The 26,906-nt window shown below is 65.7% G+C and carries 29 protein-coding genes and 1 pseudogene; 10 read left to right on the top strand and 20 right to left on the bottom strand.

Annotated elements, in window-relative coordinates:
• The 4 genes and pseudogenes from ABFA30_RS10550 to ABFA30_RS10535 all read left to right on the top strand — a co-directional run.
• A pseudogene (locus ABFA30_RS10550) lies at nucleotides 1–119 on the top strand (2-hydroxy-3-oxopropionate reductase); the annotation flags it as partial.
• Between the two features lie 166 nt (nucleotides 120–285).
• A complete protein-coding gene (locus tag ABFA30_RS10545; protein ID WP_253081461.1) occupies nucleotides 286–1,560 on the top strand; it encodes a glycerate kinase in 1,275 nt (424 codons plus the stop codon).
• On the top strand, nucleotides 1,557–2,972 hold the full coding sequence (gene pyk / locus ABFA30_RS10540; RefSeq protein ID WP_253081460.1) for a pyruvate kinase: 1,416 nt from the start codon (nucleotides 1,557–1,559) through the stop codon (nucleotides 2,970–2,972). Before ABFA30_RS10545 ends, pyk begins: the two co-directional genes overlap by 4 nt.
• A gap of 233 nt (nucleotides 2,973–3,205) precedes the next feature.
• A complete protein-coding gene (locus ABFA30_RS10535) occupies nucleotides 3,206–4,075 on the top strand; it encodes an urea transporter (protein WP_225789248.1) in 870 nt (289 codons plus the stop codon).
• A gap of 131 nt (nucleotides 4,076–4,206) precedes the next feature.
• Here the strand turns inward: ABFA30_RS10535 and ABFA30_RS10530 are convergent, their stop codons facing one another.
• Nucleotides 4,207–5,160 carry an RHS repeat-associated core domain-containing protein gene (locus ABFA30_RS10530; protein ID WP_225789249.1) on the bottom strand — a complete coding sequence of 318 codons (954 nt, stop codon included), beginning with the start codon at nucleotides 5,158–5,160 and terminating at the stop codon, nucleotides 4,207–4,209.
• 153 nt (nucleotides 5,161–5,313) lie between these two features.
• Between ABFA30_RS10530 and ABFA30_RS10525 the strand changes: the two genes are divergently transcribed.
• Nucleotides 5,314–6,144 (top strand): ion transporter, encoded by an 831-nt coding sequence (locus ABFA30_RS10525; protein ID WP_225789250.1) that lies wholly within the window; start codon nucleotides 5,314–5,316, stop codon nucleotides 6,142–6,144.
• Between the two features lie 130 nt (nucleotides 6,145–6,274).
• Nucleotides 6,275–7,273, top strand: a complete 999-nt coding sequence (locus tag ABFA30_RS10520) for a sulfate ABC transporter substrate-binding protein (RefSeq protein WP_225789251.1) — start codon at nucleotides 6,275–6,277, stop codon at nucleotides 7,271–7,273.
• 29 nt (nucleotides 7,274–7,302) lie between these two features.
• Here the strand turns inward: ABFA30_RS10520 and ABFA30_RS10515 are convergent, their stop codons facing one another.
• The gene (locus tag ABFA30_RS10515; protein ID WP_225789252.1) at nucleotides 7,303–8,232 is read right to left on the bottom strand and encodes a class I SAM-dependent methyltransferase; all 930 of its coding nucleotides are present in this window, start codon (nucleotides 8,230–8,232) and stop codon (nucleotides 7,303–7,305) included.
• A gap of 77 nt (nucleotides 8,233–8,309) precedes the next feature.
• Nucleotides 8,310–9,209 (bottom strand): DMT family transporter, encoded by a 900-nt coding sequence (locus ABFA30_RS10510; protein ID WP_225789253.1) that lies wholly within the window; start codon nucleotides 9,207–9,209, stop codon nucleotides 8,310–8,312.
• 133 nt (nucleotides 9,210–9,342) lie between these two features.
• Between ABFA30_RS10510 and ABFA30_RS10505 the strand changes: the two genes are divergently transcribed.
• From ABFA30_RS10505 to ABFA30_RS10495, 3 genes are all read left to right on the top strand, one after another.
• Nucleotides 9,343–9,780, top strand: a complete 438-nt coding sequence (locus tag ABFA30_RS10505; RefSeq protein WP_225789254.1) for an Lrp/AsnC family transcriptional regulator — start codon at nucleotides 9,343–9,345, stop codon at nucleotides 9,778–9,780.
• A gap of 482 nt (nucleotides 9,781–10,262) precedes the next feature.
• Entirely contained in the window at nucleotides 10,263–11,792 is a 1,530-nt protein-coding gene (locus ABFA30_RS10500) for an NCS1 family nucleobase:cation symporter-1 (RefSeq protein ID WP_225789255.1), read from the top strand.
• 16 nt (nucleotides 11,793–11,808) lie between these two features.
• Complete coding sequence (locus ABFA30_RS10495) at nucleotides 11,809–12,537, top strand: aspartate/glutamate racemase family protein (protein ID WP_225789256.1); 729 nt, start codon at nucleotides 11,809–11,811, stop codon at nucleotides 12,535–12,537.
• Nucleotides 12,538–12,664: 127 nt separating this feature from the next.
• Here the strand turns inward: ABFA30_RS10495 and ABFA30_RS10490 are convergent, their stop codons facing one another.
• From ABFA30_RS10490 to ABFA30_RS10475, 4 genes are all read right to left on the bottom strand, one after another.
• A complete protein-coding gene (locus tag ABFA30_RS10490) occupies nucleotides 12,665–13,858 on the bottom strand; it encodes a D-amino acid dehydrogenase (protein ID WP_225789257.1) in 1,194 nt (397 codons plus the stop codon).
• 48 nt (nucleotides 13,859–13,906) lie between these two features.
• The gene (locus ABFA30_RS10485) at nucleotides 13,907–14,569 is read right to left on the bottom strand and encodes a histidine phosphatase family protein (protein ID WP_225789258.1); all 663 of its coding nucleotides are present in this window, start codon (nucleotides 14,567–14,569) and stop codon (nucleotides 13,907–13,909) included.
• Between the two features lie 226 nt (nucleotides 14,570–14,795).
• Nucleotides 14,796–15,134 (bottom strand): FKBP-type peptidyl-prolyl cis-trans isomerase, encoded by a 339-nt coding sequence (locus ABFA30_RS10480; protein WP_253081455.1) that lies wholly within the window; start codon nucleotides 15,132–15,134, stop codon nucleotides 14,796–14,798.
• Between the two features lie 39 nt (nucleotides 15,135–15,173).
• Nucleotides 15,174–16,115, bottom strand: coding sequence for a DMT family transporter (locus tag ABFA30_RS10475; protein WP_225789260.1), 942 nt, complete (start codon nucleotides 16,113–16,115; stop codon nucleotides 15,174–15,176).
• Between the two features lie 143 nt (nucleotides 16,116–16,258).
• Between ABFA30_RS10475 and ABFA30_RS10470 the strand changes: the two genes are divergently transcribed.
• The gene (locus tag ABFA30_RS10470) at nucleotides 16,259–17,149 is read left to right on the top strand and encodes a LysR substrate-binding domain-containing protein (protein ID WP_225789261.1); all 891 of its coding nucleotides are present in this window, start codon (nucleotides 16,259–16,261) and stop codon (nucleotides 17,147–17,149) included.
• 10 nt (nucleotides 17,150–17,159) lie between these two features.
• On the opposite strand, the gene ABFA30_RS10465 is transcribed toward ABFA30_RS10470, so the two are convergent.
• From ABFA30_RS10465 to ccmA, 13 genes are all read right to left on the bottom strand, one after another.
• Nucleotides 17,160–17,567: a GFA family protein gene (locus ABFA30_RS10465; protein ID WP_253081454.1), complete on the bottom strand. Its 408-nt coding sequence runs from the start codon at nucleotides 17,565–17,567 to the stop codon at nucleotides 17,160–17,162.
• 72 nt (nucleotides 17,568–17,639) lie between these two features.
• The gene (locus ABFA30_RS10460) at nucleotides 17,640–18,428 is read right to left on the bottom strand and encodes a PhzF family phenazine biosynthesis protein (RefSeq protein WP_410045406.1); all 789 of its coding nucleotides are present in this window, start codon (nucleotides 18,426–18,428) and stop codon (nucleotides 17,640–17,642) included.
• Between the two features lie 28 nt (nucleotides 18,429–18,456).
• Complete coding sequence (locus ABFA30_RS10455) at nucleotides 18,457–19,395, bottom strand: 2-hydroxyacid dehydrogenase (protein ID WP_253081453.1); 939 nt, start codon at nucleotides 19,393–19,395, stop codon at nucleotides 18,457–18,459.
• 106 nt (nucleotides 19,396–19,501) lie between these two features.
• Nucleotides 19,502–19,921 (bottom strand): hypothetical protein, encoded by a 420-nt coding sequence (locus tag ABFA30_RS10450; RefSeq protein WP_368816243.1) that lies wholly within the window; start codon nucleotides 19,919–19,921, stop codon nucleotides 19,502–19,504.
• A gap of 11 nt (nucleotides 19,922–19,932) precedes the next feature.
• Nucleotides 19,933–21,129, bottom strand: a complete 1,197-nt coding sequence (gene ccmI / locus ABFA30_RS10445) for a c-type cytochrome biogenesis protein CcmI (RefSeq protein ID WP_410045405.1) — start codon at nucleotides 21,127–21,129, stop codon at nucleotides 19,933–19,935.
• Nucleotides 21,122–21,598 (bottom strand): cytochrome c-type biogenesis protein, encoded by a 477-nt coding sequence (locus ABFA30_RS10440; RefSeq protein WP_225789267.1) that lies wholly within the window; start codon nucleotides 21,596–21,598, stop codon nucleotides 21,122–21,124. The genes ccmI and ABFA30_RS10440 overlap by 8 nt, the downstream gene beginning before the upstream one ends.
• Complete coding sequence (locus ABFA30_RS10435; RefSeq protein ID WP_225789268.1) at nucleotides 21,595–22,131, bottom strand: DsbE family thiol:disulfide interchange protein; 537 nt, start codon at nucleotides 22,129–22,131, stop codon at nucleotides 21,595–21,597. Before ABFA30_RS10435 ends, ABFA30_RS10440 begins: the two co-directional genes overlap by 4 nt.
• Complete coding sequence (locus ABFA30_RS10430) at nucleotides 22,128–24,101, bottom strand: heme lyase CcmF/NrfE family subunit (RefSeq protein ID WP_410046039.1); 1,974 nt, start codon at nucleotides 24,099–24,101, stop codon at nucleotides 22,128–22,130. The genes ABFA30_RS10435 and ABFA30_RS10430 overlap by 4 nt, the downstream gene beginning before the upstream one ends.
• Before the next feature lie 11 nt (nucleotides 24,102–24,112).
• Nucleotides 24,113–24,568 (bottom strand): cytochrome c maturation protein CcmE, encoded by a 456-nt coding sequence (gene ccmE, locus ABFA30_RS10425; protein ID WP_225789269.1) that lies wholly within the window; start codon nucleotides 24,566–24,568, stop codon nucleotides 24,113–24,115.
• Nucleotides 24,565–24,741: a heme exporter protein CcmD gene (gene ccmD, locus ABFA30_RS10420; RefSeq protein ID WP_225789270.1), complete on the bottom strand. Its 177-nt coding sequence runs from the start codon at nucleotides 24,739–24,741 to the stop codon at nucleotides 24,565–24,567. The genes ccmE and ccmD overlap by 4 nt, the downstream gene beginning before the upstream one ends.
• On the bottom strand, nucleotides 24,738–25,505 hold the full coding sequence (locus ABFA30_RS10415; protein WP_225789271.1) for a heme ABC transporter permease: 768 nt from the start codon (nucleotides 25,503–25,505) through the stop codon (nucleotides 24,738–24,740). Before ABFA30_RS10415 ends, ccmD begins: the two co-directional genes overlap by 4 nt.
• Before the next feature lie 46 nt (nucleotides 25,506–25,551).
• A complete protein-coding gene (gene ccmB, locus ABFA30_RS10410) occupies nucleotides 25,552–26,220 on the bottom strand; it encodes a heme exporter protein CcmB (protein ID WP_225789272.1) in 669 nt (222 codons plus the stop codon).
• The gene (gene ccmA, locus ABFA30_RS10405; protein WP_410045404.1) at nucleotides 26,217–26,849 is read right to left on the bottom strand and encodes a cytochrome c biogenesis heme-transporting ATPase CcmA; all 633 of its coding nucleotides are present in this window, start codon (nucleotides 26,847–26,849) and stop codon (nucleotides 26,217–26,219) included. The genes ccmB and ccmA overlap by 4 nt, the downstream gene beginning before the upstream one ends.
• Nucleotides 26,850–26,906 lie beyond the last annotated feature (57 nt).

Here is a 26,906-nt window from a genome sequence, read left to right as displayed (position 1 = left end):
CCAACGCCCAGCAAGTGTTCAGCACCTGCGTCGCCCTCGGCGGCGGCAACTGGGACCACTCGGCGCTGATCAAAGGCCTGGAGCACATGGCCAACTTCTCGATCCGCGACGACAAGTGAGCTTCAAGCGGCAAGCTTCAAGCGGCAAGTAGAAGCAGCCCTGCGTTCTCTTGCGGCTTGTAGCTCGAAGCTTGCAGCTGGAAGACCGCCCCTGGTTCGGCCTGCACGGAGGCAGATCCGGGGGCGTTTTCGATTCTGCAGAACAACAATAATTTGGGAGCCTGCCATGTCGGTCGATCCGCAAAAACTACTCCGCGAGCTGTTCGACACAGCCATCGCCGCCGCCCACCCCCGCCAGGTCCTCGAACCCCACCTGCCCACCGACCGCACCGGCCGGGTCATCGTCATCGGTGCCGGCAAGGCCGCCGCGGCCATGGCCGAAGTAGTCGAGAAGAGCTGGCAAGGCGAAGTCTCCGGTCTGGTGGTGACCCGCTACGGCCATGGCGCCAACTGCCAGAAGATCGAGGTGGTCGAAGCCGCCCACCCCGTCCCCGATGCCGCCGGCCTGGCCGTGGCCAAGCGCGTGCTCGAACTGGTCAGCGACCTGAGCGAAGACGACCGGGTGATCTTCCTGCTCTCCGGCGGTGGCTCGGCCCTGCTGGCACTGCCCGCCGAAGGCCTGACCCTGGCCGACAAGCAACAGATCAACAAGGCCCTGCTCAAGTCCGGCGCCACCATCGGCGAGATGAACTGCGTGCGCAAGCACCTCTCGGCGATCAAGGGCGGGCGCCTGGCCAAGGCCTGCTGGCCGGCCACGGTCTACACCTATGCGATTTCCGATGTACCGGGCGACCTGGCCACGGTCATCGCCTCCGGCCCCACCGTGGCCGACCCGAGCACCCGCGCCGATGCCCTGGCCATCCTCAAGCGCTACGCCATCGACGCGCCCAAGGCGGTCATCGACTGGCTCAACGACCCGGCCTCGGAAACCGTCAAGGCCGACGACCCGGCCCTGGCGCGCAGCCACTTCCAACTGATCGCCAAGCCCCAGCAGTCGCTGGAGGCCGCGGCGGTCAAGGCGCGCCAGGCAGGTTTCAGCCCGCTGATCCTCGGCGACCTGGAAGGCGAGTCGCGCGAGGTGGCCAAGGTCCATGCCGGTATCGCCCGTCAGATCGTGCTGCATGGGCAGCCGCTCAAGGCACCGTGCATCATCCTCTCCGGCGGCGAGACCACCGTCACCGTGCGCGGCAACGGCCGCGGCGGGCGCAACGCCGAGTTCCTGCTCAGCCTGACCGAAAGCCTCAAGGGCCTGCCCGGCGTGTACGCCCTGGCCGGTGACACCGACGGCATCGACGGCTCCGAGGAGAACGCCGGCGCCATCATGACCCCGGACAGCTACGCCCGCGCCGAGGCCCTGGGCCTGTCGGCCGCCGACGAGCTGGACAACAACAACGGCTATGGCTACTTCGCGGCGCTGGAGGCGTTGATCGTCACCGAGCCGACCCGCACCAACGTCAACGACTTCCGCGCCATCCTGATCCTCGAGAGCCCGCAATCATGACGCCTGATAAGAAAGTCAAAATCCTCGCCACCCTCGGCCCTGCGATCAAAGGCGTCGACGACATCCGTCAACTGGTCGAGGCCGGGGTGAACATCTTCCGCCTCAACTTCAGCCACGGCGAACACGCCGACCATGCCCTGCGCTACCAGTGGATCCGCGAGGTGGAGCAGCAGCTGAACTACCCGTTGGGCATCCTCATGGACCTGCAAGGGCCGAAACTGCGCGTGGGCCGTTTCGCCGACGGCAAGGTCCAGCTGCAGCGTGGCCAGGCCCTGCGCCTGGACCTGGACACCACCCCGGGCGACAGCCGTCGGGTCAACCTGCCCCACCCGGAGATCATCGCGGCCCTGGAGCCGGGCATGGACCTGCTGCTCGACGACGGCAAGCTGCGCCTGCGGGTGACCGCCAAGCACCCTGATGCCATCGACACCGAGGTGCTGGCCGGCGGCGAGCTGTCCGATCGCAAGGGCGTCAACGTGCCCCAGGCGGTGCTCGACCTCTCCCCGCTGACCGAGAAGGACCGCCGCGACCTGGCCTTCGGCCTGGAGCTGGGTGTGGATTGGGTGGCGCTGTCGTTCGTGCAGCGCCCCGAGGACATCGCCGAGGCGCGCCAGTTGATCGGCGACCGTGCCTATCTGATGGCCAAGATCGAGAAGCCTTCGGCGGTGGCCCAATTGCAAGCGATCGCCGAGCGCTCCGACGCGATCATGGTGGCCCGTGGCGACCTGGGCGTGGAAGTGCCGGCCGAAAGCGTGCCGCAGATCCAGAAGCAGATCATCGGCACCTGCCGCCAGCTCGGCCGGCCGGTGGTGGTGGCCACGCAGATGCTCGAGTCCATGCGTTTCTCGCCGGCGCCGACCCGCGCCGAGGTCACCGACGTGGCCAACGCCGTGGCCGAGGGTGCCGACGCGGTGATGCTGTCGGCCGAGACCGCCTCGGGTGACTACCCGCTGGAAGCCGTGCAGATGATGAGCAAGATCATCCGCCAGGTGGAGAACGGCCCGGACTACCAGGCCCAGCTCGACGTCGGCCGTCCCAAGGCCGAGGCCACGGTGTCGGATGCCATCAGCTGCGCGATCCGCCGTATCAGCAGCATCCTGCCAGTGGCGGTGCTGGTCAACTACAGCGAGTCGGGCGCCTCGACCCTGCGCGCCGCCCGCGAGCGACCACGGGCGCCGATCCTCAACCTGACACCGAACCTGACCACCGCCCGCCGCCTGAGCGTGACCTGGGGCGTGCACTCGGTGGTCAACGATCGCCTGCGCCAGGTCGACGAGATCTGCTCGACCGCGCTGGAGATCGCCCAGGCGCAAGGCATGGCCAGCCGTGGCGACACGCTGCTGATCACCGCCGGTGTGCCGTTCGGCAAGCCGGGGACGACCAATACCCTGCGGATCGAAACCTTGGTCTGAGCCGGTCAGTACGTTCATCTGGGGCCGCTTCGCGCCCCATCGCCGGCAAGCCCGCTCCCACACGGCCCTGCAAGCCACATCATGTGTGATCGACTCGGACCCTGGGAGCCGGCTTGCCGGCGATGGGCTGCCAAGCAGCCCCAATGCGAGGACCTGGCAGCAACCACGAACAATGCGGAAAACCCGAGGCCCGACAGAGGCCCACCGCTTCCCATCCACCTCATCGACTGCCCATGTACACCAAGAATTTCGTCAACCCGTGCCCCGACTGGGCCACGGCCCTGCTCAATGGCTTCAGCCAGGTGCTGTTGCTACGTAACCCGCTGTGCGGCCTGTGCTGCCTGTTGGCGCTGCTGCTGACCGCCCCCGCGCTGGTCGGCGGTGCCCTGCTCGGCGCCCTGGCCGGCCTGCTCACCGCCCAACGCCGCGGCTACGACCGCACCGACCGTCAGGCTGGCCTGTACTGCTACAACGGCGTGCTGATCGGCATCCTGATCAGCGCGGTGCTGCCCTGGTCGGCTATCCTGCCGCCACTGATCATCGCCGCCGGTGGCCTGTCCAGTATCCTCACCCACCAGTGGCGCAAGCGCGGAGGCAAGCTGCTGATCGCCTATACCGCCCCCTTCGTGCTGCTGGGCTGGGGCACCCTGCTGCTGGCCAGCCCCTTGCTCAGTACCTACGTCGAGGCCAATCCGCTGTATGCCCTGCTCCGTGGCCTGGGCCAGATCTTCCTGCTGGACAACCCACTGGCCGGCCTGCTGATCGCCATCGGCCTGTTCATCGCCAACCCCTATGCGGCCGTCTGGGCCCTGCTCGGCTCGGCCATCGGCGGTGGCGCGGCATTGCTGGCCGGCGAAGCGCAATCCGCCTGGCAGGGGTTGTTCGGCTTCAATGCCGCGCTGGCTGCGCTGGCCTTCGGACGGGAGCGCACACCTCCCTGGCGACCACTGATGGCAATCATGCTGGCGATTGCGCTGCAGTACATCATGGTGATGTGCTCCATCCCTGGCCTCACCGCACCGTTCGTACTCGCCTGCTGGTGTTTGCATGGCGCGCGACTGGATGCCCGTGCCAACGAAACCTTGCCCGATGGCGGATCCTGATCGCCTGTACTTCCACAAGGTACATGCGCTGCCCTTGTGAGTATGCTCCCTGCACGACAGCATGGCGCCAGGGCGGGCGTGGGTGTCATACGAACGACCGAAGATGCCTGACCTCGGGAGGGCATCATTCGTCATGACTGACGTATGTTGGAAACAAGAGAATGTGCGCTTTCAATGATTGCGTTCTTACCCATGCCAGCAACGTCCCACCAACCTAGCGTCACTTCTGCTCCGGTGAAACTGAGCTTCGTCGTTCTCGCCCTTATGTGCTCATAGGAAAGGTCAAACTTCAATCCACTGGACGACCTGCCAGTGGCTGAATCAACTCCCACGTTCATGGCGTCCCTGAGAGTGTGTCTCCAGACGACTCCATCTTTATTGATCGTCATCGTAGAGCTCTGGATATTCTCAAACCCCACGTTCAGCGGAATGCTCACCCCCTCGCTCGATCGTTCAGCATTGACCACCATTCTTCCAACATCTCTAGCCTTCAGTTTTACCTGGATGCCAGTGCGCGTCATGCGAATCGTTGATTGAGGCCTGCTGACGGCGATCGGGTTTGGAGCCACGGATACCCGATTGCCCACTCTGTCCCTGAACATTAACCAAAAGGCGCTTCTACCCGTTGGATCCGTTCGATTCAAAGGATCTCCCTGACAGTAGGCATAGGCATTTCTTCCCCCACTACCGAAGGGGCTCAGGCTGTCCGGGCTGACGAAACGCATCAAGGCAGGCTTGTACAGGCGATGACCATTGCCCAGCAGGTAACCTGCCGTCGGGCAGTCGAGCCACTGTCCGTTGAACCCCATATGGCTCGCCTCGAACCTGCCGCGATGGCCGTAAGGGGTGTAGCGGGTCCAGAGAAGTTGCGAGGATCGCCAAAGGCCCAGTAACGACCGAGATGCATCGATGGCCAGCAATACTCGGTCCGAGTCTTTCGACTCCAGCGCCAACAACGCCTCGCCTGCCCATACCACCCGTACTGTGCCCTGCTCCCCCCACTCAACGGCCCTACCGTCTTTTTCGTAGAAGTATCGTGTTGACTCAGGAAATGATCGATCAGGCTGCTGGCTCCGAAGATGCATGACTTCTCTCCCTATCGTCGCTTCCAGGATTCTCCTGCCCCTTTTCAACACCTACAACTGGCATTTTTATCAGCCGTGCCGGTCCTTCACCCTTGCATACGGCCAGGCCTGGCTTCTAGTCTTGTACCGTTCCCATCAGCCCCCATCGACCTCATGTCTACCCCGCAAGCCTCGCAACCCTTACGAGAACGCCTCTACATCATCGTCTTCCAGACCGACACCGTCGCCGGCCGACGTTTCGACAAGATCCTTCTGTTGATCATCCTCGCCAGCCTGGTGACGGTGATCCTCGACAGTATCGACGAAGTCCACCGTGACTACGCAGGCCTGCTGGCCGGTATCGAATGGGCCTTCACCGGGATTTTCCTGATCGAGTACCTAACGCGCTTGCACTGCTCGCCCAAGCCCTTACGTTACGCCTTCAGCTTCTACGGCCTGGTCGATTTGCTGGCGATCGTCCCAGGGGTCATCGCACTTTATTACAGCGATGCCCAGTATCTGCTGATCGTTCGAGTCATCCGCATGCTGCGGATCTTCCGTGTGCTCAAGCTCAGCCCCTACCTGAAACAAGCTCACTATCTGCTGGCCGCGTTGCAGGGCAGCAAGCAGAAGATCATCGTGTTCTTGGTCAGCGTGTCGACCCTAGTGACTGTGTTCGGCACCCTGATGTATGTGATTGAAGGCCCTGAACACGGCTTCACCAGCATTCCCACGGGTATCTACTGGGCTATTGTCACCCTCACCACGGTAGGCTTCGGCGACATCGTGCCGAAGACACCATTGGGCCAGGTGCTGTCATCGCTGGTAATGATCACCGGTTACTCGATCATCGCCGTGCCGACTGGGATCTTCACTGCCGAGCTGGCCAACGCCCTGCGTGGCGAACATCTGCAGCACGACTGCCCTACTTGCACCAAGACGCACCATGAACATGGCGCCGCGTTCTGCTCGCGGTGCGGCAATGCGCTGTTCCCCAAACAATGACGGGCGAGGTGAACAGATCTAGGCCAGGAATGTATAAGCAAAGACCTTTTTAGTCTTTAAGCGCCAATCAACCACCCGCTATAGTCGCGGGCATATCGCCAACTCGTTGAACTAGAACAAGGAATGCCCTGTGAAAAAACTCTTCAGTGCCTCACTGCTCGCCGCAGGCCTGGCCCTCGGTAACCTGGCCCATGCCGCGCCGACACTGCTCAACGTGTCCTATGACGTGATGCGCGACTTCTACAAGGACTACAACCCGGCGTTCCAGAAGCACTGGGAGGCCGAGCACAACGAGAAGGTCAACGTGCAGATGTCCTTCGGCGGCTCGAGCAAGCAGGCACGGGCGGTGATCGATGGCCTGCCAGCCGATGTCATCACCATGAACATGGCCACCGACATCAACGCCCTGGCCGACAACGGCAAACTGGTACCGGACGACTGGGTGACCCGCCTGCCGAACAACAGCGCGCCGTTCACCTCGGCCACCGTGTTCATCGTGCGCAAGGGCAACCCCAAGGCGCTGAAGGACTGGCCCGACCTGCTCAAGGACGGCGTGCAGGTGATCGTGCCCAACCCCAAGACCTCGGGCAATGGCCGCTACACCTACCTCTCGGCCTGGGGCTATGTGCTCAAGCAAGGCGGTGACGAGAACAAGGCCCGCGAGTTCGTCGGCAAGCTGTTCAAGCAGGCGCCGGTACTCGACACCGGCGGCCGCGCCGCCACCACCACCTTCATGACCAACCAGATCGGCGACGTGCTGGTGACCTTCGAGAACGAGGCCGAGATGATCGCCCGTGAGTTCGGCCGCGAACAGTTCGAGGTGGTCTACCCGAGCGTATCGGCCGAGGCCGAGCCGCCGGTGAGCGTGGTCGACAAGGTGGTGGAGCGCAAGAAGTCCCGCGCCGTGGCCGAGGAATACCTCAAGTACCTGTGGTCGCCGGCGGCCCAGGAAATCGCCGCGCAGAACTACCTGCGCCCACGCGATGCCACCGTGCTGGCCAAGTACACCGACCGTTTCCCGAAAGTCGACTTCCTGTCGGTGGAGAAGACCTTCGGCGACTGGCGCACCGTGCAGAAGACCCACTTCAATGATGGTGGGGTGTTCGACCAGATCTATACCAGCAACTAAGGCCTGGCAGGGGCGCTGTGCGCCCCGCTTCAGCCTTGCTGGCGGAACACCAGCGCCTTCAACCCGCCCGCTGGATCCGCATCTGGAAACTCCGGCGGATTCTCCAACCGTTCCACGAACACCAGCGCCGGTGCATGCTCGGCCATGCCCTGGATGAGAAACGCCGGCCCGATGCCAGGGTCGTTCACGCAGGCCAGTACCGTACCACCCTCCGTCAGCAGCTCTGGCAAGCGCCGCAGGATCTTCGCGTAGTCCTGGGTCAGCACGAAGCTGCCTTTCTGGAAGGTCGGTGGGTCGATGATGATCAGGTCGTACGGCCCGTACTTGCGTACCTTGCCCCAGGACTTGAACAGCTCATGGCCCAAGTAGGCGACCCGGGAAGCGTCATGGCCGTTGAGCCGATGGTTTTCACGCCCTCGAGCCAACGCCGCCTTGGCCATGTCCAGGTTGACCACCTGCTCGGCCCCACCGGCAATCGCCGCCACCGAAAAGCCACAGGTGTAGGCGAACAGGTTGAGTACCCGCTTGCCTGCTGCCTGCTCACGCACCCAGCGCCGGCCGTAGCGCATGTCGAGGAACAGGCCGTTGTTCTGCCGCACGCCCAGGTCGAGCAGGTACTTCAGGCCATCTTCGGCCACTTCGTGCTGCTGGCAAGGCTCGCCCAGCAGCCACTGGCCGGGGCTGTCTGGCAGGTAGCGGTGCTGGATGAGGATCGCCTGACCGCTCCACTGCGGGCGCTCGGCGAGGGCGCGCAGCATGTGCTCCAGTTCCGCCAGCTGGCCCTCGGCCGGCTCACGGAACAACGCCACCGACAGCACACCCTGCAGCCAGTCGACGGTGATCTGCTCCAGGCCAGGCCAGCAGCGCCCGCGGCCATGGAACAGACGGCGGGTTTCCTGTGGCGCGGGGTCGAGGGCGGCGAGCAGGTGTTGCTCGAGGGTGTGGATCGGCGAGGTCATGGCAGGGTCGCAAGCAAAGAAAAGCCGGCATTCTAACCGGTTTCACAGGTGCTGACCCTGGAGGGCGCTACGCAGCCTCACTGGCCCTTCACTGCAGCCACCCTTGGCCTGAACCACCACCCCTGCTGCATCCCCGCCGCCGCCAGCAGGATTGCCGCCACACCCAGCCACTGCAACGGCGTCAGACGGTGCCCGAAGGCGAACCAGTCCACCAGGATCGCCGCGACCGGGTAGATGAACGACAGCGCGCCGGTCAACGCCGTGGGCAGGCGCTGGATGGCGCTGTACAACAGCACGTACATCAGACCCGTGTGGACGATACCCAGTGTCACCAGGCTGGCCTGCGCCGGCAACTCGCCCGGCAAACCGCCCAGCCCGACCCAGGGCGCCAGCAGCAACACGCCGGTGATGACCTGGACCAAAGCGATGAGGTGCGGCGGCGTATCGCTCAAGCGCTTGACGATCAGCGCCGCCACGGCATAGAGGAACGCCGCGCCCAAGGCCAGGGCGATGCCCAGCAGGTAGCTGCCGGCCCCGGCCTGGCCACTGCCATGGGCACTGACGATGGCCAGCATGCCGAGAAAGGCCAGGCTCAACCAGGTGACCTTGGGCACGGTGATCTTCTCGCCGAGAAAGATCGCCGCCAGCCCCACCAACATGAATGGCTGGACGTTGTACACCGCCGTGCCGATGGCGATCGACGCCCTCGAATAGGAGGCGAACAGCAATACCCAGTTGCCGACGATCGCCACGCCGCTGGCCAGCGCCATCAGGAAAGTCGCACGGGTCAGGATGCCGGGTTTGAGAAAGCCCATGGCAGCGCAGATCAGCAGCAAGGTGCCGGCACCGAACAGGCAGCGCCAGAACACCACCTCCAGCACCGGTTGCCCCGATACCAGCACGAACCAGCCAATGGTCCCGGAGATCAGCATGGCGACGATCATTTCCAGCGAGCCGCGACGCAATGAATTGTCCATCTCACACCTCCCGTCGAAGATGGCCTTAGTATGCGCAAGGCAAAAGGCGACCTTCCAGCGGATAACGAAGGTGTTAGCGCTGCCTCACCTTTACTATCAAGGTACATTCAACGAATCACCTGACGAGGCACTCATGACCGACGCCATCGACCAACTGTTGATCCATGCCCTGATGGAAGACTCCCGACGTTCGCTCAAGGCGCTGGCACAGATCAGCGGCCTGTCCGCGCCCAGCGTCAGCGAACGCCTGCGCCGCCTGGAAGAACGCGGCGTGCTGCGCGGCTACACCGTGGACGTGGACCCACGCAGCTTCGGCTACCAGCTCCAGGCCATCGTGCGCATCCACCCGCTGCCCGGCCAGTTGCAGGAGGTCGAACGGCAGATCATCGCGATCCCGGAGTTCACCGAATGCGACAAGGTGACTGGCGAAGATTGCTTCATCGCGCGTATGCATGTGCGCTCCATGGAGCAACTCGACACCCTGCTCGACCGCCTCAACCTGCTGGCCGAGACCAATACCGCGATCGTCAAGAAGACACCGGTGAAACGGCGGCTGCCGCCGATGGATTGAGCACGGCGATAGCCTCAGCAGCCCCATTCAAAGGATGAAACGGTCGGCGATTTTTTGTACACAACATTGTCACCATAAGTGCCATTTTTGTGTGCACTTTCTACGGTAACGCCCTATTAAGTTACACACTTCCCGCCTAAAAATTTGACCAAATGATCAAGTAATCATCTACATCAAAAATAAAACCTGTTCATTTGGTCAATTTATATTCCCCTTAATTCATCTACTTATCTTTCAACAAGATAGATTCAAAATAATGGCCACCGGACTGTTTGTTGTTCGCCTGGCATGGAACTCGCTTTTGTGTGTTCATGTTTTGTATACAACTTAAACAAAACATAAATACACAAGAACCCGCAGCGCCTGCCCTCACACAGGCCGTTGCGCCCAGAACCCAGTGATGCCAACGCTGCACCGACGAGATGGCGAGCCCGTGCGCATGCCCGCTCATCGCAGTCCACGCGCATCAGGAGCCTGCCGGAATGAGTACCAGCCTCGACCTTGCCCCTGAACTATCCGTTGCCAGCACCCACCCCACCCCACTCGCCGAGCGACTGCCAGAAGTTGAACTAAGCCCTCGCCTGCACAACCACGACCTCGCCCCGACCCGCCTCGAAGGCCGGCGCTGGGGGCGCTACAGCATCTTCGCCCTGTGGACCAACGATGTGCACAACATCGCCAACTATTCCTTCGCCATGGGGTTGTTCGCCCTCGGCCTGGGGGGCTGGCAGATCCTCCTGTCGCTGGCGATCGGCGCGGCGCTGGTGTACTTCTTCATGAACCTGTCCGGCTACATGGGGCAGAAGACCGGCGTGCCCTTCCCGGTCATCAGCCGTATCGCCTTCGGCATCCACGGCGCGCAGATCCCGGCGCTGATCCGTGCAGTGATCGCCATCGCCTGGTTCGGCATCCAGACCTACCTGGCCTCGGTGGTGCTGCGGGTCCTGCTCACTGCGGTCTGGCCACAGGTGGCCGCCTATGACCAGGACAGCCTGCTGGGGCTGTCGACCCTGGGCTGGGTGTGCTTCGTGGCGATCTGGATGGTCCAGCTGGTGATCCTCGCCTACGGCATGGAAATGGTGCGCCGCTACGAAGCCTTCGCCGGCCCGGTGATCCTGCTGACCGTGGCCAGCCTGGCGGTGTGGATGTACTTCCAGGCCGACGCGCGCATCGCCTGGTCGGTGGCCGACCCCCTGACCGGCTACGAGATGTGGCGCAACATCTTCGCCGGTGGCGCCCTGTGGCTGGCGATCTACGGCACCCTGGTGCTGAACTTCTGCGACTTCGCCCGCTCCTCGCCATGCCGCAAGACCATCCGCGTCGGCAACTTCTGGGGCCTGCCGGTGAACATCCTGGTCTTCGCCACCATCACCGTGGTGCTGTGCGGTGCGCAGTTCCAGATCAACGGCCAGGTGATCGACAGCCCGACCCAGATCGTCGCCACCATTCCCAACACGCCGTTCCTGGTGCTCGGCTGCCTGGCCTTCCTGATCGTCACCGTGGCGGTGAACATCATGGCCAACTTCGTCGCCCCGGCCTTCGTGCTCAGCAACCTGGCGCCACGCCATCTCAACTTCCGCCGCGCCGGGCTCATCAGCGCGACCCTGGCGGTGCTGATCCTGCCGTGGAACCTGTACAACAGCCCGCTGGTGATCGTGTACTTCCTCTCCGGCCTGGGCGCCCTGCTCGGCCCGCTGTACGGGGTGATCATGGCCGACTACTGGCTGCTGCGCAAAGGCCGCATCAACGTGCCGGAGCTGTACAGCGAGAACCCGGCCGGGGCCTATTTCTACAGCCGTGGCATCAACCTGCGGGCAGTGGCCGCCTTCATTCCCACCGCGCTGCTGGCCATCGTCCTGGCCCTGGTGCCCAACTTCCAGAGCGTCGCGCCGTTCTCCTGGCTGATCGGCGCCGGCACCGCCGCCGCCCTCTACCTGCTGCTCGCCCCACGCAACCGCCAATACCACGACGTCAGCGGCGAATGCATCGCCGTCGACTCCAGCAGCCACTGATCAAGGAGGACTGTCCATGCGTATTCTGATCGCCAACGTCAACACCACCGAAGCCATCACCGCAGCCATCGCCGAGCAGGCACGCAGCGTCGCGGCGCCCGGCACCGAGATCGTCGGCCTGACCCCCTGGTTCGGCGCCGAGTCGGTGGAGGGCAATTTCGAGAGCTACCTGGCAGCCATCGCCGTGATGGACCGGGTGCTGGCCTACGAGGAACCGTTCGATGCGGTGATCCAGGCCGGCTATGGCGAGCATGGCCGCGAAGGCCTGCAGGAGCTGCTCGACGTACCAGTGGTGGACATCACCGACGCCGCCGCCAGCACGGCCATGTACCTGGGCCACGCCTACTCGGTGGTGACCACCCTGGACCGCACGGTGCCGCTGATCGAGGACCGCCTCAAGCTCTCCGGCCTGTACGAGCGCTGCGCCTCGGTGCGCGCCAGCGGCCTGGCCGTGCTCGAGCTGGAGGCCGACCCGCGGCGTGCGGTGGAGGCCATCGTCGACCAGGCCGAACGGGCGGTGCGTGACGACAAGGCCGAGGTGATCTGCCTCGGCTGCGGCGGCATGGCCGGGCTCGACGAACAGATCCGCCAGCGCACCGGGGTACCGGTGGTGGATGGGGTGAGCGCGGCGGTGACCATCGCCGAGTCGCTGGTGCGGATGGGCTTGAGCACTTCCAAGGTGCGTACCTATGCCACGCCACGGGCGAAGAAGGTGGTGGGCTGGCCGATGCGCTTCGGGCGGTAGATCACACTGGGAGCCACGCCCACAGGCACGACGCTGAACGTCGGCATTGCGCGGTGTCTGTGGGAGCGGCCTTGCCAGGGCGCCGGACCGGTCGGAAAGGGCTGCAAAGCAGCCCCAATCGGCTCGATCACCCCAACATCCTGGCCAACCGCTCCCCACTGCCACAGGCCAGGGTGAAGCCCAGGGCCCCATGCCCCAGGTTCAGCCACACATTGCGATACGGCGTACCACCGATGATCGGCACCCCCGTAGGCGTCGCCGGTCGCATCCCCGCCCACTCCACCGCCCGCTCATAGTCCGCCGCCCTCGGCAAGGTCTCGCCTGCCAGCCGGTGCATGCTGCGCAACCGCCGCGCGTCTACCGACTCGTCGAAACCGATGATGTCCACCATCGCCGCCACCCGCAGTTGCTGGTCCAGGCGCGCATAGACGATCTTGCGTTCGTAGTCGGTGATGCTCACCTGCGGCGCCAGATGCTCCGCCGTGATCGGCGCGGTCAGGCTGTAGCCCTTCAGCGGATAGATCGGCAGCTTCATCCCCGGCAACGCCAGGCCTGGGCTGCGATAGCCGGCACACAGCACCACCCGCTCCACGTCCAGTTGCTCGCTACCCAGCTCCAGCGCGAGCACTTCGTCATCGCGCCGTACCCAGCCCGTCACCGGCCGCCCCAGAAGCAACCGGCACAGCCCCGAGGCCTGCAACCGCTCGGCCAATCGCTGGCAGAAGCGGTGGCAGTCGGCGACCTCCTCATCCGGCGTGAACACGCCTCCAATGAAAGGCGCATCGGCCAATGCCGGTTCCAGCGCCTGCAACTCGGCCGCACCGAGCACCTGCTGGCTGTCCGGTTCGAGCAGATGCTCCCGCCCATGGGCAAAGGCCCGCGCCGTGCGAAAGGCGACCAGCTTGCCGTTACGCCGCCAGGCGAAGCCCTGCAGGCCATCGTCCTCGCGCCAGCGCGCCAGGGTGGCCTGGCTGTGCAAGGCCAGCTCCAACAGCCAAGCGGCATTGCGGCGGTTGACCGTGTGCCGGCACGCCATCACGAAGGCCGCCAGCCAGCGCCACTGGGCTGGGTCCAGGCGCATGCGCAAGCGCAGGGGCGACTCGCCCTGGAGCAACCAGCCAAGCGCCTGCCATGGCACGCCGGCATCGGCCAACGGCGCCACGTAGCGATACGAAAGCTGCCCGCCATTGGCGAAGCTGGTGGCGCTGGCCAAACTGCCGCGCGCCTCGACCAGGTCGACCGCCAGCCCCTCGCGCACCAGCGCGTAGGCCGTCGCCAGCCCGATCACCCCGCCACCGATCACCGTCACCCGCCGATTCATGCGCGCCTCCTGCGTCAGGCCTTGCAGCCTAGCAGGAAACCGTACGGATCAGCTCGGGCAGGTATGCACCCCATCGTCCAGCCCCTGGCGTACGTTACGGCTGAGCAGGCTCGCCTTGCCGTCGCGCCAGGTCAGGGTCAGCACGTACAGGGTGTCGAAATCATCACCGCTCCAGTCTTCGGTGATCACCCGCTCCTCGCCCAAGGCCTTGCCAGCCACGGCGTTGATCAGGTCGGGCAGGTAGCCATGCGACCAGGCGGTATAGACGGTGGCGTTGCGGTACTTGTCACGCATCAGCTCCTCGGCCAGGTCATCGGTGTCATTGGCACCGAAGTCGATGTTCACCGGCAGGCCCAGGCGGATGGCGCTGGGCGAGATGGTCATCAGCGGGCGAATGTAGCTGTAGCTGCGGTCCTGACTGCCCTCCTCGACATGCCGCGAGGGGTTGGCGGCAAACACATAGTCGGCCTCGCCGAAACGCTCAGGCAGCAGCGTGGCCAGGTCCAAAGCACGGTTCAGGCCCTGGCAGTTCAGTTGCCCCAGGCCTTCGCCGGGCTTTTCGGCATGGCGCAGGAACACCAGCGTCTGGGTACCGTCGACCGGTTCGGCCCGGCCTTCGATCGCTTCCAGCGCCAGCGGCACTCCAATGGCGGTGAGCATCACGCCCAGCAACAGGTGACGGCGGCGTCGTAGAAAGAGGGGCAACTTCATCAAAAAGGCAGGCTCTCGTGGCAGAAAGAATGGGGGTTTACCCGCCACGTCGCCCTGCGGCCGAAGCCGCAGGGCATCCCTGTCATGACATCCTTCCGTGGATAGCGGGTGAGGGTCAGAGCGCCCTCGGCCCGTTTGGTTCCTCCCTGGATGCACGTGCCGTTCCGTCGACAAGGCCCAGGTTAAAGGCTGCATGTTGCCGAATCATGTCCACGGACGGCGAATCTCAGTCGTCGCGGGTCAGCACTTCCAGCAACTCGATCTCGAACGTCAGGTCCGAGTTGGGCGGGATCGAACCCATGCTGCGCTCGCCGTACCCCAGGTGCGCCGGCACCTGCAGCCGACGCTTGCCGCCGACACGCATGCCCATCAGGCCCTGGTCCCACCCCTTGATGACCCGCCCGGTACCGATCACGCACTGGAATGGCTTGCCACGCGACCAGGACGAGTCGAACTCGCTGCCGTCGGCCAGCCAGCCGGTGTACTGGGTGGTGATCAGGGCGCCCTTGACCACGGCCTTGCCGTCGCCTTCCTGGATATCGATGACCTGCAGTTCGCTGCTCATGCCTGTTTCCTCGAAGCGGTTTGCGTGGCCGCCCTTTTCTCAGGAATGCACGGGTTTGGCAAGTTCGCGCGGCGCTTCGTGCTGGCGCATCGACCAGAGCACGCCACCGATCACCAGGACGATCGCCGCGGCCTCCAGCACGCTCGGCCCGGTCTGCCGCCAGAGGAAGGCGTAGAGCAGCGCGAACAAGGTCTCGAAGACGATCAACTGCCCACTCAGGGTCAGCGGCAGGCGCTTGGACGCCGCATTCCACAAGGCCATGGCCAACCACGAACCGAGCACCGCGCAGCCCAGGCTGCACGCCCAGAACAACCACCAGCGCGACATCGGCGCCTCTACCTGCAATGACTGCGGCTGCCACAACGCCAGCGCCGCGACCATCACCAGGCTGGCCAGCCCTGTCACCACCCCGCACAGCACCGACCACTGGTGGCTGTCGAAATGCCCGCACTGCTTGAGATAGCGGCTGTTCTGCGCGGCGTACCAGGTCCAGCAGGCCAGCGCGGCCAGGGCGTAGAACAGGCCCATGAGCTTGTCGCCCACGTCGCCCGGGGCGAAGGCGAATGTCTCCAGGTTGATGCACAGCATGCCGGCAAGGATCAGCGCCAGTGGGCCGACCAGCCGTGCCAGCGGCACCGCGCCGCTGTCGTTGCGCCCGTACAGGGTGATGGTCAGGGGCAGCACGCCGACGATCAGCGAGGCCGGTGCCACGCCCAGGCGCTGGATCGCCGCCACCAGGCAGATGAAGTACACCAGGTTGCCGATCACCGCCAGGCGCAACAGCATCCATGCATCGCCCAGGGTCAGCTGGCGCAGTTGCCGGGCCATGGGCAGCGCCAGCAACAGCGAGATCACGCCCACCATCAGGTAGCGCACACTGCTCAGCAGCATCGGGTTGAACTCCGGCAACAGCTCCGGAACCATCAGCACCATGCCCCACAACGCGCCGGCCATGCCGGCATACATCACACCGCGTCTCACCTGTCTGCTCCTGTTCGAAGATGCGCGCAGGCTACCTGCCAGGCCGGCACCGGGCAAAAGATCATTCCTCATACAGCCATTCCCTGGAGGAATGGCTCGCGGCGCCCTATGCTGAGCGCACCCTTTCGCCACGCGACTCCGACATGAGCCGATACAGCCGTCACCTGCCCCCGCTGGATACCTTGATCGCCTTCGAGGCCGTGGCCCGCACCGGCAGCTTCACCCGTGCCGCCGGCGAGCTGTACCTGACCCAGAGCGCGGTGAGCAAGCAGATCCGCCTGCTGGAGGATCACCTCGCCACCCAGCTGTTCGAACGGCGTGCCCGCGGCATCAGCCTGACCAGCGCCGGCGAGCATTTCCATGGCTTCGTCGAGCCCATGCTCGACAAGCTGCTGGCCAACGTGCAGCGCCTCAAGAGCGGCCATGGCGACCGCCATGTCAGTGTCATCTGCACCCATGCCGTGGCGCAGTACTGGTTGTTTCCACGGCTGCTGCGCTTCAACGAGCAGCATCCGGGGCTGACGGTGAACATCCATGCCAGCAACGACATCAACGAGAGCCTGATCGCCGACTACGACTTCGGCATTCTCTATGGGCATGGCCGCTGGCGCTCGTTGCAGGCGAGCAAGCTGTTCGACGAGGTGATCTTCCCCATCGCCAGCACCCGCCAGGACCTAGGCAGCATCGACAGCCTCGCCGACCTGCAGGCGCTGCCACTGATCCAGCTCGACGCCTCGGCCTGGAACTGCCTGGACTGGCACGACTGGTTCGGCCATTTCGGCGTGCGCTACCAGGCACCGGCCGACGCCCTGACCTTCAACCAGGTCAACCTGGTGTTCGATGCGGTGATGCAGGGCATGGGCGTGGGGCTGGGCTGGGAGTCGATGGCTCGCGAGCGCATCAACGCCGGCCTGATCCGGCCGGTGTCGGACTTCGTGGTGCGCACGGGCCAGGCCGACTACCTGGTGCACGACCGCCAGACACTGCCCTCGCCCGCCGCCCAGGTGTTCGCCGAATGGCTGCTGCAGGCCTGAAGCAGAACGCCTAGCCGAGCTGGTCGAAGGCTTGCTGCCCGGTCAGCTCCTGGGTCTGGTTGGCGAAGCAGTACCAGGCGGGTTTCTCCTCGACGAAGATCTGCAGGTCGAAGTCCCAGGCTTGCTCGCCGTCCAGCAAGCCGACCGGGACGGCATAGAAGTCGTTGGCCTTGAGGCGGTAGTACAGGTGCGTGCCGCACTGGCCGCAGAAGCCGCGCTGGGCCCAGTCGGAGGAGTCGTAGACGCTCGGGGCACGGCCTTGGATCGTCGGCGGCTGGCTGCAGTGCACCACCAGCAGGGGGCCGCCGGTCCACTTGCGGCACATGCTGCAGTGGCAGGCGCTGATGTGGGTGTTGTCCACGGTGACGCTCAGTTGGGTGGCGCCGCAAAGGCAGGTGCCTTGTTTTTCCAGAGGCATGGCGTGGGCTCCTGTGCGAGGGGTCAGGGATTGGCAAGTATAGCGGTGGCGGTGCCGCCCCCTTCGCGGCGGTCAGAGAAACACGGTCCCCCGCAGGTACAGCGCCCCACGCCCGCTGATGATCACCCGCCCATTGCCCGGCACCTCGCACTGCAACTGCCCCTTGCGTGCCCCGCCCTGCTCGCAGCTCAGGCTGCGCTTGCCCAGACGCTCGGCCCAGTAGGGCGCCAGCGAGGTGTGCGCCGATCCCGTCACTGGGTCTTCGTTCACGCCCACGCGCGGCCCGAACCAGCGGGTGACGAAGTCGAAGCCACGGCCCGGCGCGGTCACGGCGATGCCACGCACATCGAAGGCCGCCAGCGCGGCGAAGTCCGGCGCCAGGGTTTCGATCAACGCGGCGTCGTCGATCACCAGCACATAGTCGTCCGTACGGTACAGCGCGCGCGCCTCGCTCAGGCCCAGCGCCTCCAGCAGCTGGGCGGGGATGTCCACCGCCTGCGGTTGCTTGGCCGGGAAATCCATGGCCAGCAGGCCATCGGCACCACGGCTCACGCGCAGCTCGCCACTGCGGGTATTGAAGCGCAGCACCTGGGCCTGCTCGCCCAGTTGCTCGAACAGTACCCAGGCCGCAGCCAGGGTGGCGTGGCCGCACAGGTCCACCTCCACCGCCGGCGTGAACCAGCGCAGGTCGAAGGTTTCACCATTGCGCACGATGTAGGCGGTTTCGGAAAGGTTGTTCTCTTCGGCGATGCGCTGCAGGAGCGCGTCCGGCAGCCAGCTTTGCAGCGGGATCACAGCGGCCGGGTTGCCGCCGAAGGGTTTGGCCGAGAAGGCATCGACCTGGAACATCTCGAGTTGCATGCAAAAGCTCCTGATGCTGAAAGAGGGCTCAGTGACGCACGGGGGTCAAAACCGGCTCGCCGGCGAAGAACGCCTGCAGGTTGCGCAGAACCAAGGTCACGGTGTCGCGTGCCGCTTCTGGCGACTGGCCGGCCACATGCGGCGTGAGCACGGTGTTGCCGAGGGACTTCAACGCGTCGGGAACCGCAGGCTCGTCATCGAACACATCCAGCGCCGCCCCGGCGATCACCCCCTGGCGCAGCGCCTCGACCAAGGCCTGGGTATCGACCACGCTGGCCCGCGCGATATTGACCAGGTAGCCCTCGGCGCCCAGGGCCTCGAGCACCTGCCCATCGACCAGGTGGTGGGTGCCGGCACCGCCTGGCGTGGCCACCACCAGGATGTCCACGGCCTCGGCCAGGTGCAGCGCGGTGTCGTACCAGGTGTACGGGACATCCTGGCGCGGGGTGCGGCTGTGGTAGCTGACGTTCATGTCGAAGCCTTGGGCCGCTCGCTTGGCGATGGCCAGGCCGACCGCACCGAGACCGAGGATGCCCAGGCGCTTGCCGCTCACCGAGGGGCTGATGACCCGGTTCCACTCGCCCCGGCGGGTACTGGCATCGGCCCGCGGGATGTCGCGCAGCAGCGCCAGCAGGATGGCCATGGCGTGGTCGGCCACCGCCGGCGCGTTGGCACCGGCGCCGTTGGTCACCGTGATGCCACGGGCAGCGGCGGCAGCCAGGTCGACCTGCTCGTAGCCAGCACCGATCACGCAGATGATCTGCAACTTCGGCAAGGCCTCGATCTCGGCAGCGGTCAGGCCCAGCGGCCCACGGGTGAGCACGGCGTCGATCTCGCCGGCGTGGCGGACGATGGCGTCGGCGCGCAGTTGCGGTGAGGGTGCGCGGATCAGGCGATAACCGGCCTGCTCCAGCAGCGGTAGGTAGTCGTCGACGGTTTCCACCAGCACCAGGACGGTCTTGCTCATGCCACCTCCGGATCAATACGAAGGGGCATTATGCGCGGGCGCTGTGTTGGGGGCTAGTTGATCTGGGGCCGCTTCGCGGCCCCTGCGAAAGTGAAGCTGACGAGCCCTATTGCGCAAACGCTCGCCCAAGGCCGCCTGGCACGCCACTGCTGTCGGTCTCCTGCCAGGGCCCGTCCGGGCTCAGCGACCAGCTCCAGCCGTTGTTCCAGCGGTAGTAGGTACGCTGGCGGTAGAAGGTGTTGGGCTTCTTCTCCAGCACATAGACCCCCAGCCTTGGATCCCAGTGGCTGGCACCGCCCGGTGGCGGGGCGAAGCTGGCGGAGGTGCGCGGCATGGGCTTGGGAATGGCCGCCGGCTTGTCCGGCTGGGGCGCCGGTTGCCCGCCCGGCAGCGGCTTGACCACCGGCCCCTGGCGCGGCGGCACGGTCTCGATCGGGGGCGCCGGTCGCTCGACAGGCTCGCGCACCGTACACGCGGACAGCCCCAGGGCCAGGGTGATCAGGGTCAGGCGGACGGTGCTGTTCATGGATCGCTCTCTTACGAATCAGGGCTGTCGATGGTCAGGTGCTGGGCGGCCTGGGTACGGGTAGACAACGGCGCGCTCTGGCCGATCCACTCGCCCCGGGTCGGTTGGCCGGCGCGCGAGACGCGCGCCACCAGTTGGACTTCGGCGAAGTCCGACAGTTTCATCTGCGGCATCATCGCATCGGCATCGGAGAGCTCCACCTCGATCGGCAACTGGGCCACGGTCACCCGCTTGGCCGCCACCGGCATGGGCGGGCCGTTGCTGGCCCGCGCGAAGATGAACACCGTGTCGTCAGGCTTGACCTTGTCCTTGAGGGCCGCCGCCAGTTCCACCCGCACCTTCAGGCGTGCGGCCACTGGCGCGGCGGAGGGCTTGCCAGCGGCGACCTCGAGCCTCTCGGCGGCGCGGTCGATGCCCCCCTGCAGGGCGGCGCGCGAGGCATCGCCCTCGGGCAACTGGGCCAGCAGGCGCTGCCAGAAGTCGATCGCTTCCTGGTAGCGCTCCCCCTCGAAGGCAGCGATGCCGCGCAGGCCGAGGCTGGTGACCTCCTTGGGGTCGGCTGCGAGGGCTTCGTCGGTCAGCGCCTGCAACTGCGGGCTCCACTGCTTGCCGGCGGCGAAATACAGGGCCTGGGCCCACTGCCCGAGCAACTCGGGCTGGCGCCCGGCCAGGGCCACCGCACGCTCGAAGGCCTTGGCCGCGTCCGCCGGGCGCTGCTCGGACATATAGGCACGGCCTAGGAAGTACAGGCCCTCGGCCGAGTCCGGTTGGGCCTGGACGGCGCGCTCCAGGCGCGTGGTCATTTCTTCCATCGACTGCGGCGCCTGGGCGAACTCGCGGGTGAGCTCGACCTTGTCGGCGGCACCGAAGTGCAGGTACAGCCCCAGGGCCATGACTGGCACCAGCACCGCCGCCAGCAGCGGCAGGGTCTTGCCCAGGTGCCCCTGGCGCGGCGCCTCGGCACCCTCGGTATCGGCCAGCAGTTCGCGCGCCGCCTCGTCGCGGCCCTTGGCCAATTGCTCGGCATCCAGCACACCCGCTTCCTGCTGGGCGGTGAGCTCGGCGATGCGCTCCTGGTACAGAGCGACGTTGAGGGCGGTGCGGTCTTCTTCCTCCTGCTGGCGACGACGCCCGCGCAGGATAGGGATCAGCAAGAAACCGAGGGCAGCGAGCAGCAGCAGGCCCGCGCTAAGCCAGAAATCAATCATGGGTATTTTCTTTATCCAGCAATTTGGCGAGACGCTCGCGTTCTTCGGCAGACAGCTCCTCGGTGCCGCCCCCCCCCTGGGCGCGACGACGGCGCACGATCAGCGCCAGCACCACGAAACCACCGGCCAGCAGGATGCCCGGGCCGAACCACAGCAACCAGGTGCGCCCGCTGAGCGCCGGCTTGTAGCGCACGAAGTCACCGTAGCGGTCGACCATGAAATCGACGATCTGCTGGTTGCTCTTGCCTTCGCCGAGCATGCGGAAGATCTCCCGGCGCAGGTCGGCGGCGATCGGCGCGTTGGAGTCGGCGATGTCCTGGTTCTGGCACTTCGGGCAGCGCAGCTCCTTGGTCAGTTGCTGGTAGCGCTCGCGCTCGGCGTCGTCGCGGAACTGGTAGGTGTCGATGGCCGCCTGGGCCATGCCGGCCAGGCTCACGCCCAGCACGGCGGCTGCCAGCCAGCGCCTCATGGCCTGGCCTCGTCGACCAGCCCCTGGTACAGCGGCGCCAGTTGCTCGCGCCACACCGTGGCGTCGACAATACCCACGTGCTTGTAGCGGATGATGCCCTTGGCATCGATCAAGAAGGTCTCCGGCGCGCCGTACACGCCCAGGTCCACGCCCAGGGTGCCCTGCTCGTCGCGGATGTCCAGCTGGTAGGGGTTGTGGAACTCGGCCAGCCATTTCAGCGCGGCGGCGTTGTCGTCCTTGTAGTTGACCCCATGGATCACCACGCCCTGCTCGGCCAACTGGTTCAGGTACGGGTGCTCGACCTTGCACGAAGGGCACCAGGTGCCCCAGACGTTGACCAGCGCCGGGCGGCCCAGCAGGTCGGCCTGGGTCAGGGTGCGGTCGCCCTGCACCGAAGCCAGGGAGAACGCCGGGAACGGCTTGCCGATCATCGCCGAGGGCAGCTCGTCGGGTTTGAGGAACAAGCCCTTGTAGAGAAACACCGCCACCAGCAGGAACAGCGCCAGCGGCAACACCATGATCCAACGCTTCATGCAGTCGCTCCAGACATGCCCAGGACATCACGTACCCGGGCCTTGACCTTGACGCGATAGCGCCGGTCGAAGGCCGCCAGGAAGCCGCCCAGCGCGGTCAGCAGACCGCCCAGCCAGATCCAGCGGACATAAGGCTTGATATGCACCCGTACCGCCCAGGCGCCGTTCTCCAGGGGCTCGCCCAGGGCGACGTAGAGGTCGCGGGTGAAACCGGCATCGATGCCGGCCTCGGTCATCATCGATTGCTGCACGGTGTACAGGCGCTTCTCCGGGTGCAACGTGGTCACCTCGCGCCCCTCGCGGGAGACGACGATGGTGCCTTTGTCGGAGATGAAGTTGGGGCCCTCGAAGTGCTTGGCGCCTTCGAACAGGAAGTGGTACCCGCCCAGCTCCACGCTCTCGCCCGGGGCCATGCGCAGGTCGCGCTCGGCACTGTTGTTGCTCGACAGCACCACGCCCAGGGCGCATACCGCCAGGCCCAGGTGCGCCAGGTGCATGCCCCAGTAGCTGCGCGGCAGGCCACGCAAGCCCTTGGCCAGGCCCTTGTGGCGGGTCTTGTCGAGGATGTCGCGCAGGCCGCCGAACACCACCCAGGCAGCCAGGGCGAAGACCGTCAGGGCCGGCCAGTCGAAGTCGTCGACGATCAGCCCGGCGAGCGGCGCCAGGATCGCGCTGCCGATCAGTACCGGGGTCAGCATGCCCAGCAGCCACTTGCCAGGGGTGTCCTTCCAGCGCACCAGCACGCCGATACCCAGCACCACCATCAGCAGTGCCATCAGCGGCAGGAACAGGGCATCGAAGTAAGGCGGGCCGACCGACAGCTTGGCGCCGGTCAGGGCATCGAGCACCAGCGGGTAGAGGGTGCCCAGCAGGATCATCGAGGCGGCCACCACCAGCACCAGGTTGTTGGCCAGCAGCAGCGTCTCCCGCGACCACAGGGCGAAGCCCACCTGGCTCTTGACCACCGGTGCGCGCAGGGCGAACAGGGTCAGCGAACCGCCGACCACGAACAGCAGGAAGATCAGGATGAACACCCCGCGCGAGGGGTCGGAGGCAAAGGCATGCACCGAGGTCAGCACCCCGGAACGGACCAGGAAGGTGCCCAGCAGGCTCAGGGAGAACGCGGCGATGGCCAGCAACACCGTCCAGCTCTTGAACACCCCGCGCTTCTCGGTGACCGCCAGCGAGTGGATCAGCGCCGTGCCCACCAGCCAGGGCATGAACGAGGCGTTCTCCACCGGGTCCCAGAACCACCAGCCCCCCCAGCCCAGCTCGTAGTAGGCCCACCAGGAGCCCAGGGTGATGCCCACGCCGAGGAAGGCCCAGGCGACGATGGTCCAGGGCCGCGACCAGCGTGCCCAGGCCGCGTCCAAACGCCCGCCCAGCAGCGCGGCGATGGCGAAGGCGAAGGCTACCGAGAAGCCCACGTAGCCCATGTACAGCATGGGCGGATGGACGATCAGGCCGAAGTCCTGCAGCAATGGGTTGAGGTCGCGCCCATCGGTGGGCACCTGGGGCAGCAGGCGCGCGAAGGGGTTGGAGGTGATGATCAGGAACGACAGGAAGCCCACGCTGATCATGCCCATCACCGCCAGCACGCGGGCCAGCATCACCTGCGGCAACTGGCGCGAGAACACCGAGACGGCCAGGGTCCAGCCGCCGAGGATCAATGCCCAGAGCAGCAACGAGCCCTCGTGGGCGCCCCATACGGCGCTGAACTTGTAGTACCAGGGCAAGGCACTGTTGGAGTTGCTGGCGACGTAGTCGACCGAGAAGTTGTCGGTCAGGAAGGCGTGGGTCAGGCAGGCGAAGGCAAAGGCGAGGAAGGTGAACTGCCCCCACGCCGCCGGCCGCGCCAGGCCCATCCACAGGCGGTCGCCGCGCCAGGCGCCGAGCAGCGGCACGGACGCCTGGACCACGGCGAAGCAGATCGCCAGGATCAGCGCCAGCTGACCCAGTTCGGGAATCACCAGGGCCGCGTTCATGGCTTGGCCTCCCCACCGGCAGCGGCCTGGCCGCTTTCCTTCAGCGCCTTGGTGACCTCCGGCGGCATGTACTTCTCATCGTGCTTGGCCAGGACCTCATCGGCCACCACCACGCCGTCGGCGTTGAGCTTGCCCAGGGCGACGATGCCCTGCCCTTCGCGGAACAGGTCCGGCAGGATGCCACGGTAGGTGATCGGCACCGACTTGTTGAAGTCGGTGACCACGAAGCGCACGTCCAGCGAGTCGGCCGAGCGCTGCACCGAGCCCTGCTCGACCATGCCGCCGGCGCGGATGCGGGTGTCCAGCGGCGCCTCGCCGTTGGCGATCTGGGTCGGGGTGTAGAACAGGTTGATGTTCTGCTGCAGGGCGCTCAGGGCGAAACCGACGGCGACGGCGACACCGACCATCAGGCCGAGGATGAGCAACAGGCGTTTCTTGCGCTGCGGATTCACTGGTTGTTCTCCCGGCGCAGACGGCGCGCCTCTTCTTGCAGGTAGCGACGGCGGGCCAGCAGGGGCGTGGCGACATTGAGCGCCAGCACCGCCAGGCAGATGCCATAGGCCGACCAGACGTACAGGCCATGGTGGCCCATGGCGAGAAAATCCCCGAAGGACGCGAAACTCATTGCGCGGCCCTCCGCCCCAGGCTGTTCAACACTTCCTCCCTGACCCAACTGGCGCGCGCCTCGCGCTTGAGCACCTCGAGGCGCATGCGCAGCAGCAGCACGGCACCGAAGAAGCAGTAGAAACCCAAGACCGTCAGCAACAGCGGCAGCCACATCTCGGCGGGCATGGCCGGCTTCTCGGTGAGGGTGAAGGTGGCGCCCTGGTGCAGGGTGTTCCACCACTCCACCGAGTACTTGATGATCGGGATGTTCACCACGCCGACGATCGCCAGCACCGCACAGGCCTTGGCCGCGCTGTCGCGGTTGCTGATCGCCTGGCCCAGGGCGATGATGCCGAAGTACAGGAACAGCAGGATGAGCATGGAGGTCAGGCGGGCATCCCAGACCCACCAGCTGCCCCAGGTCGGCTTGCCCCAGATCGCCCCGGTGACCAGCGCCACCGCGGTCATCCAGGCGCCGATGGGCGCCGCGCATTGCAGGGCGACGTCGGCCAGTTTCATCTTCCACACCAGGCCGACGATGCCGGCCACCGCCAGCAGCACATAGCAGGATTGCGCCAGCATGGCCGCCGGCACATGGATGTAGATGATGCGGAAGCTGTTGCCCTGCTGGTAGTCCTGGGGCGCGAAGGCCAGCCCCCAGGCGATGCCGACCAGCAGCAGGACAATGGCGGAGACGGTCAGCCATGGCAGCATGCGGCCGCTGATGGCATAGAACCATTTGGGGGAACCCAGCTTGTGGAACCACGTCCAGCTTATTTTCATCAGGGTACATCCAGGGTATTTGCCGGGCTTGGAAGCCCGGGACTCGTTATTCGCCGACGCTGATCTTCAGGCCGGCCGCTATCGCAAAAGGTGCCAATGTCACCGCCAGGGCAGCCAGGCTGGCGAGCCAGAGCAGGTGGCCGGTGGCCGGCATATTCTGCAACGCCGCTTGCAAGGCGCCACTGCCCAGGATCAATACCGGGATATACAGCGGCAGGATCAGCAACGCCAGCAACAGGCCACCGCGCTTGAGGCCGACCGTCAGTGCCGCCCCTACCGCGCCCAACAGGCTCAGCACCGGCGTACCCAGCAGCAGCGAGCCCAGCAGCACCGGCAGGCAGTGGGCCGGCAGGCCGAGCATCAGCGCCAGCAGTGGTGCCAACAATACCAGCGCCAGCCCGGAAAAGATCCAGTGCGCCAGCACCTTGGCCAGCACCAGCAACGCCAGCGGGTGCGGCGACAGTACCCACTGCTCCAGCGAGCCGTCCTCGAAATCGCTGCGAAACAGGCCGTCCAGCGAGAGCAGCACGGCCAAGAGCGCCGCGACCCAGACCAGCCCCGGCGACAAGGTTTGCAACAATTGTGTCTCAGGACCGACCGCCAGTGGAAACAAGGCGACGACGATCGCGAAGAACACCAAGGGATTGGCCAGCTCCGCCGGCCGGCGACACAGCAGGCGCGCCTCGCGCCGCACCAACAAGACGAATACACTCATGCCGCCCACTGCCCCAGGTTCAGTTCACGGTAACCCGATGGCTTGCACTCGAGGTGGTGATGGGTGGTCAGTACCACCGTCCCGCCCTGCTCGCAGTGAGCGGCCAAGTGCGCCTCGAGCTGGGCCACGCCTTGCTTGTCGAGGGCGGTGAAGGGTTCGTCGAGTATCCACAGCGGCGGGCTGTCCAGGTACAACCGGGCCAATGCCACGCGGCGCTGCTGCCCGGCGGACAGGGTATGGCACGGCACATCCTCGAAACCGAGCAAGCCCACGGCGGCGAGTGCCTGCCAGATGGCCTCGGCAGTCGCCGGCCGGTGCAAGGCGCACAGCCAGGCGAGGTTTTCCTCGGCGGTGAGCAGGTCCTTGATGCCGGCGGCGTGGCCGATCCACAGGAGGATGCTGGCCAGGGCATGGCGCTGTTCGGCCAGGGGCTGGCCACCGAGTAGGATCTGCCCGGCGGTGGGCTGCATCAGCCCGGCCAGCAGGCGCAGCAGGCTGGTCTTGCCGCTGCCGTTGGGGCCGCTGACCTGCAGCATGTCGCCGGGGCCCAGCTCGAAGTGCAGGTGTTCGAAGAGCAGGCGCCAGTCGCGCTCGCAGGCCAGGCCCGCGGCTTGGAGGTGAAGGGGCACGGTTTCGCCTTATTCAGTGTGGGGGCCATGATCGGTGTCGTCTGGCTTCGCGGACAA

It is taken from the genome of Pseudomonas sp. HLMP, from assembly GCF_046365545.1.
Classification (GTDB): domain Bacteria; phylum Pseudomonadota; class Gammaproteobacteria; order Pseudomonadales; family Pseudomonadaceae; genus Aquipseudomonas; species Aquipseudomonas guariconensis_B.
Note: the sequence above shows the minus strand (reverse complement) of the source record. Positions and strands in the feature narration are given on the sequence as shown.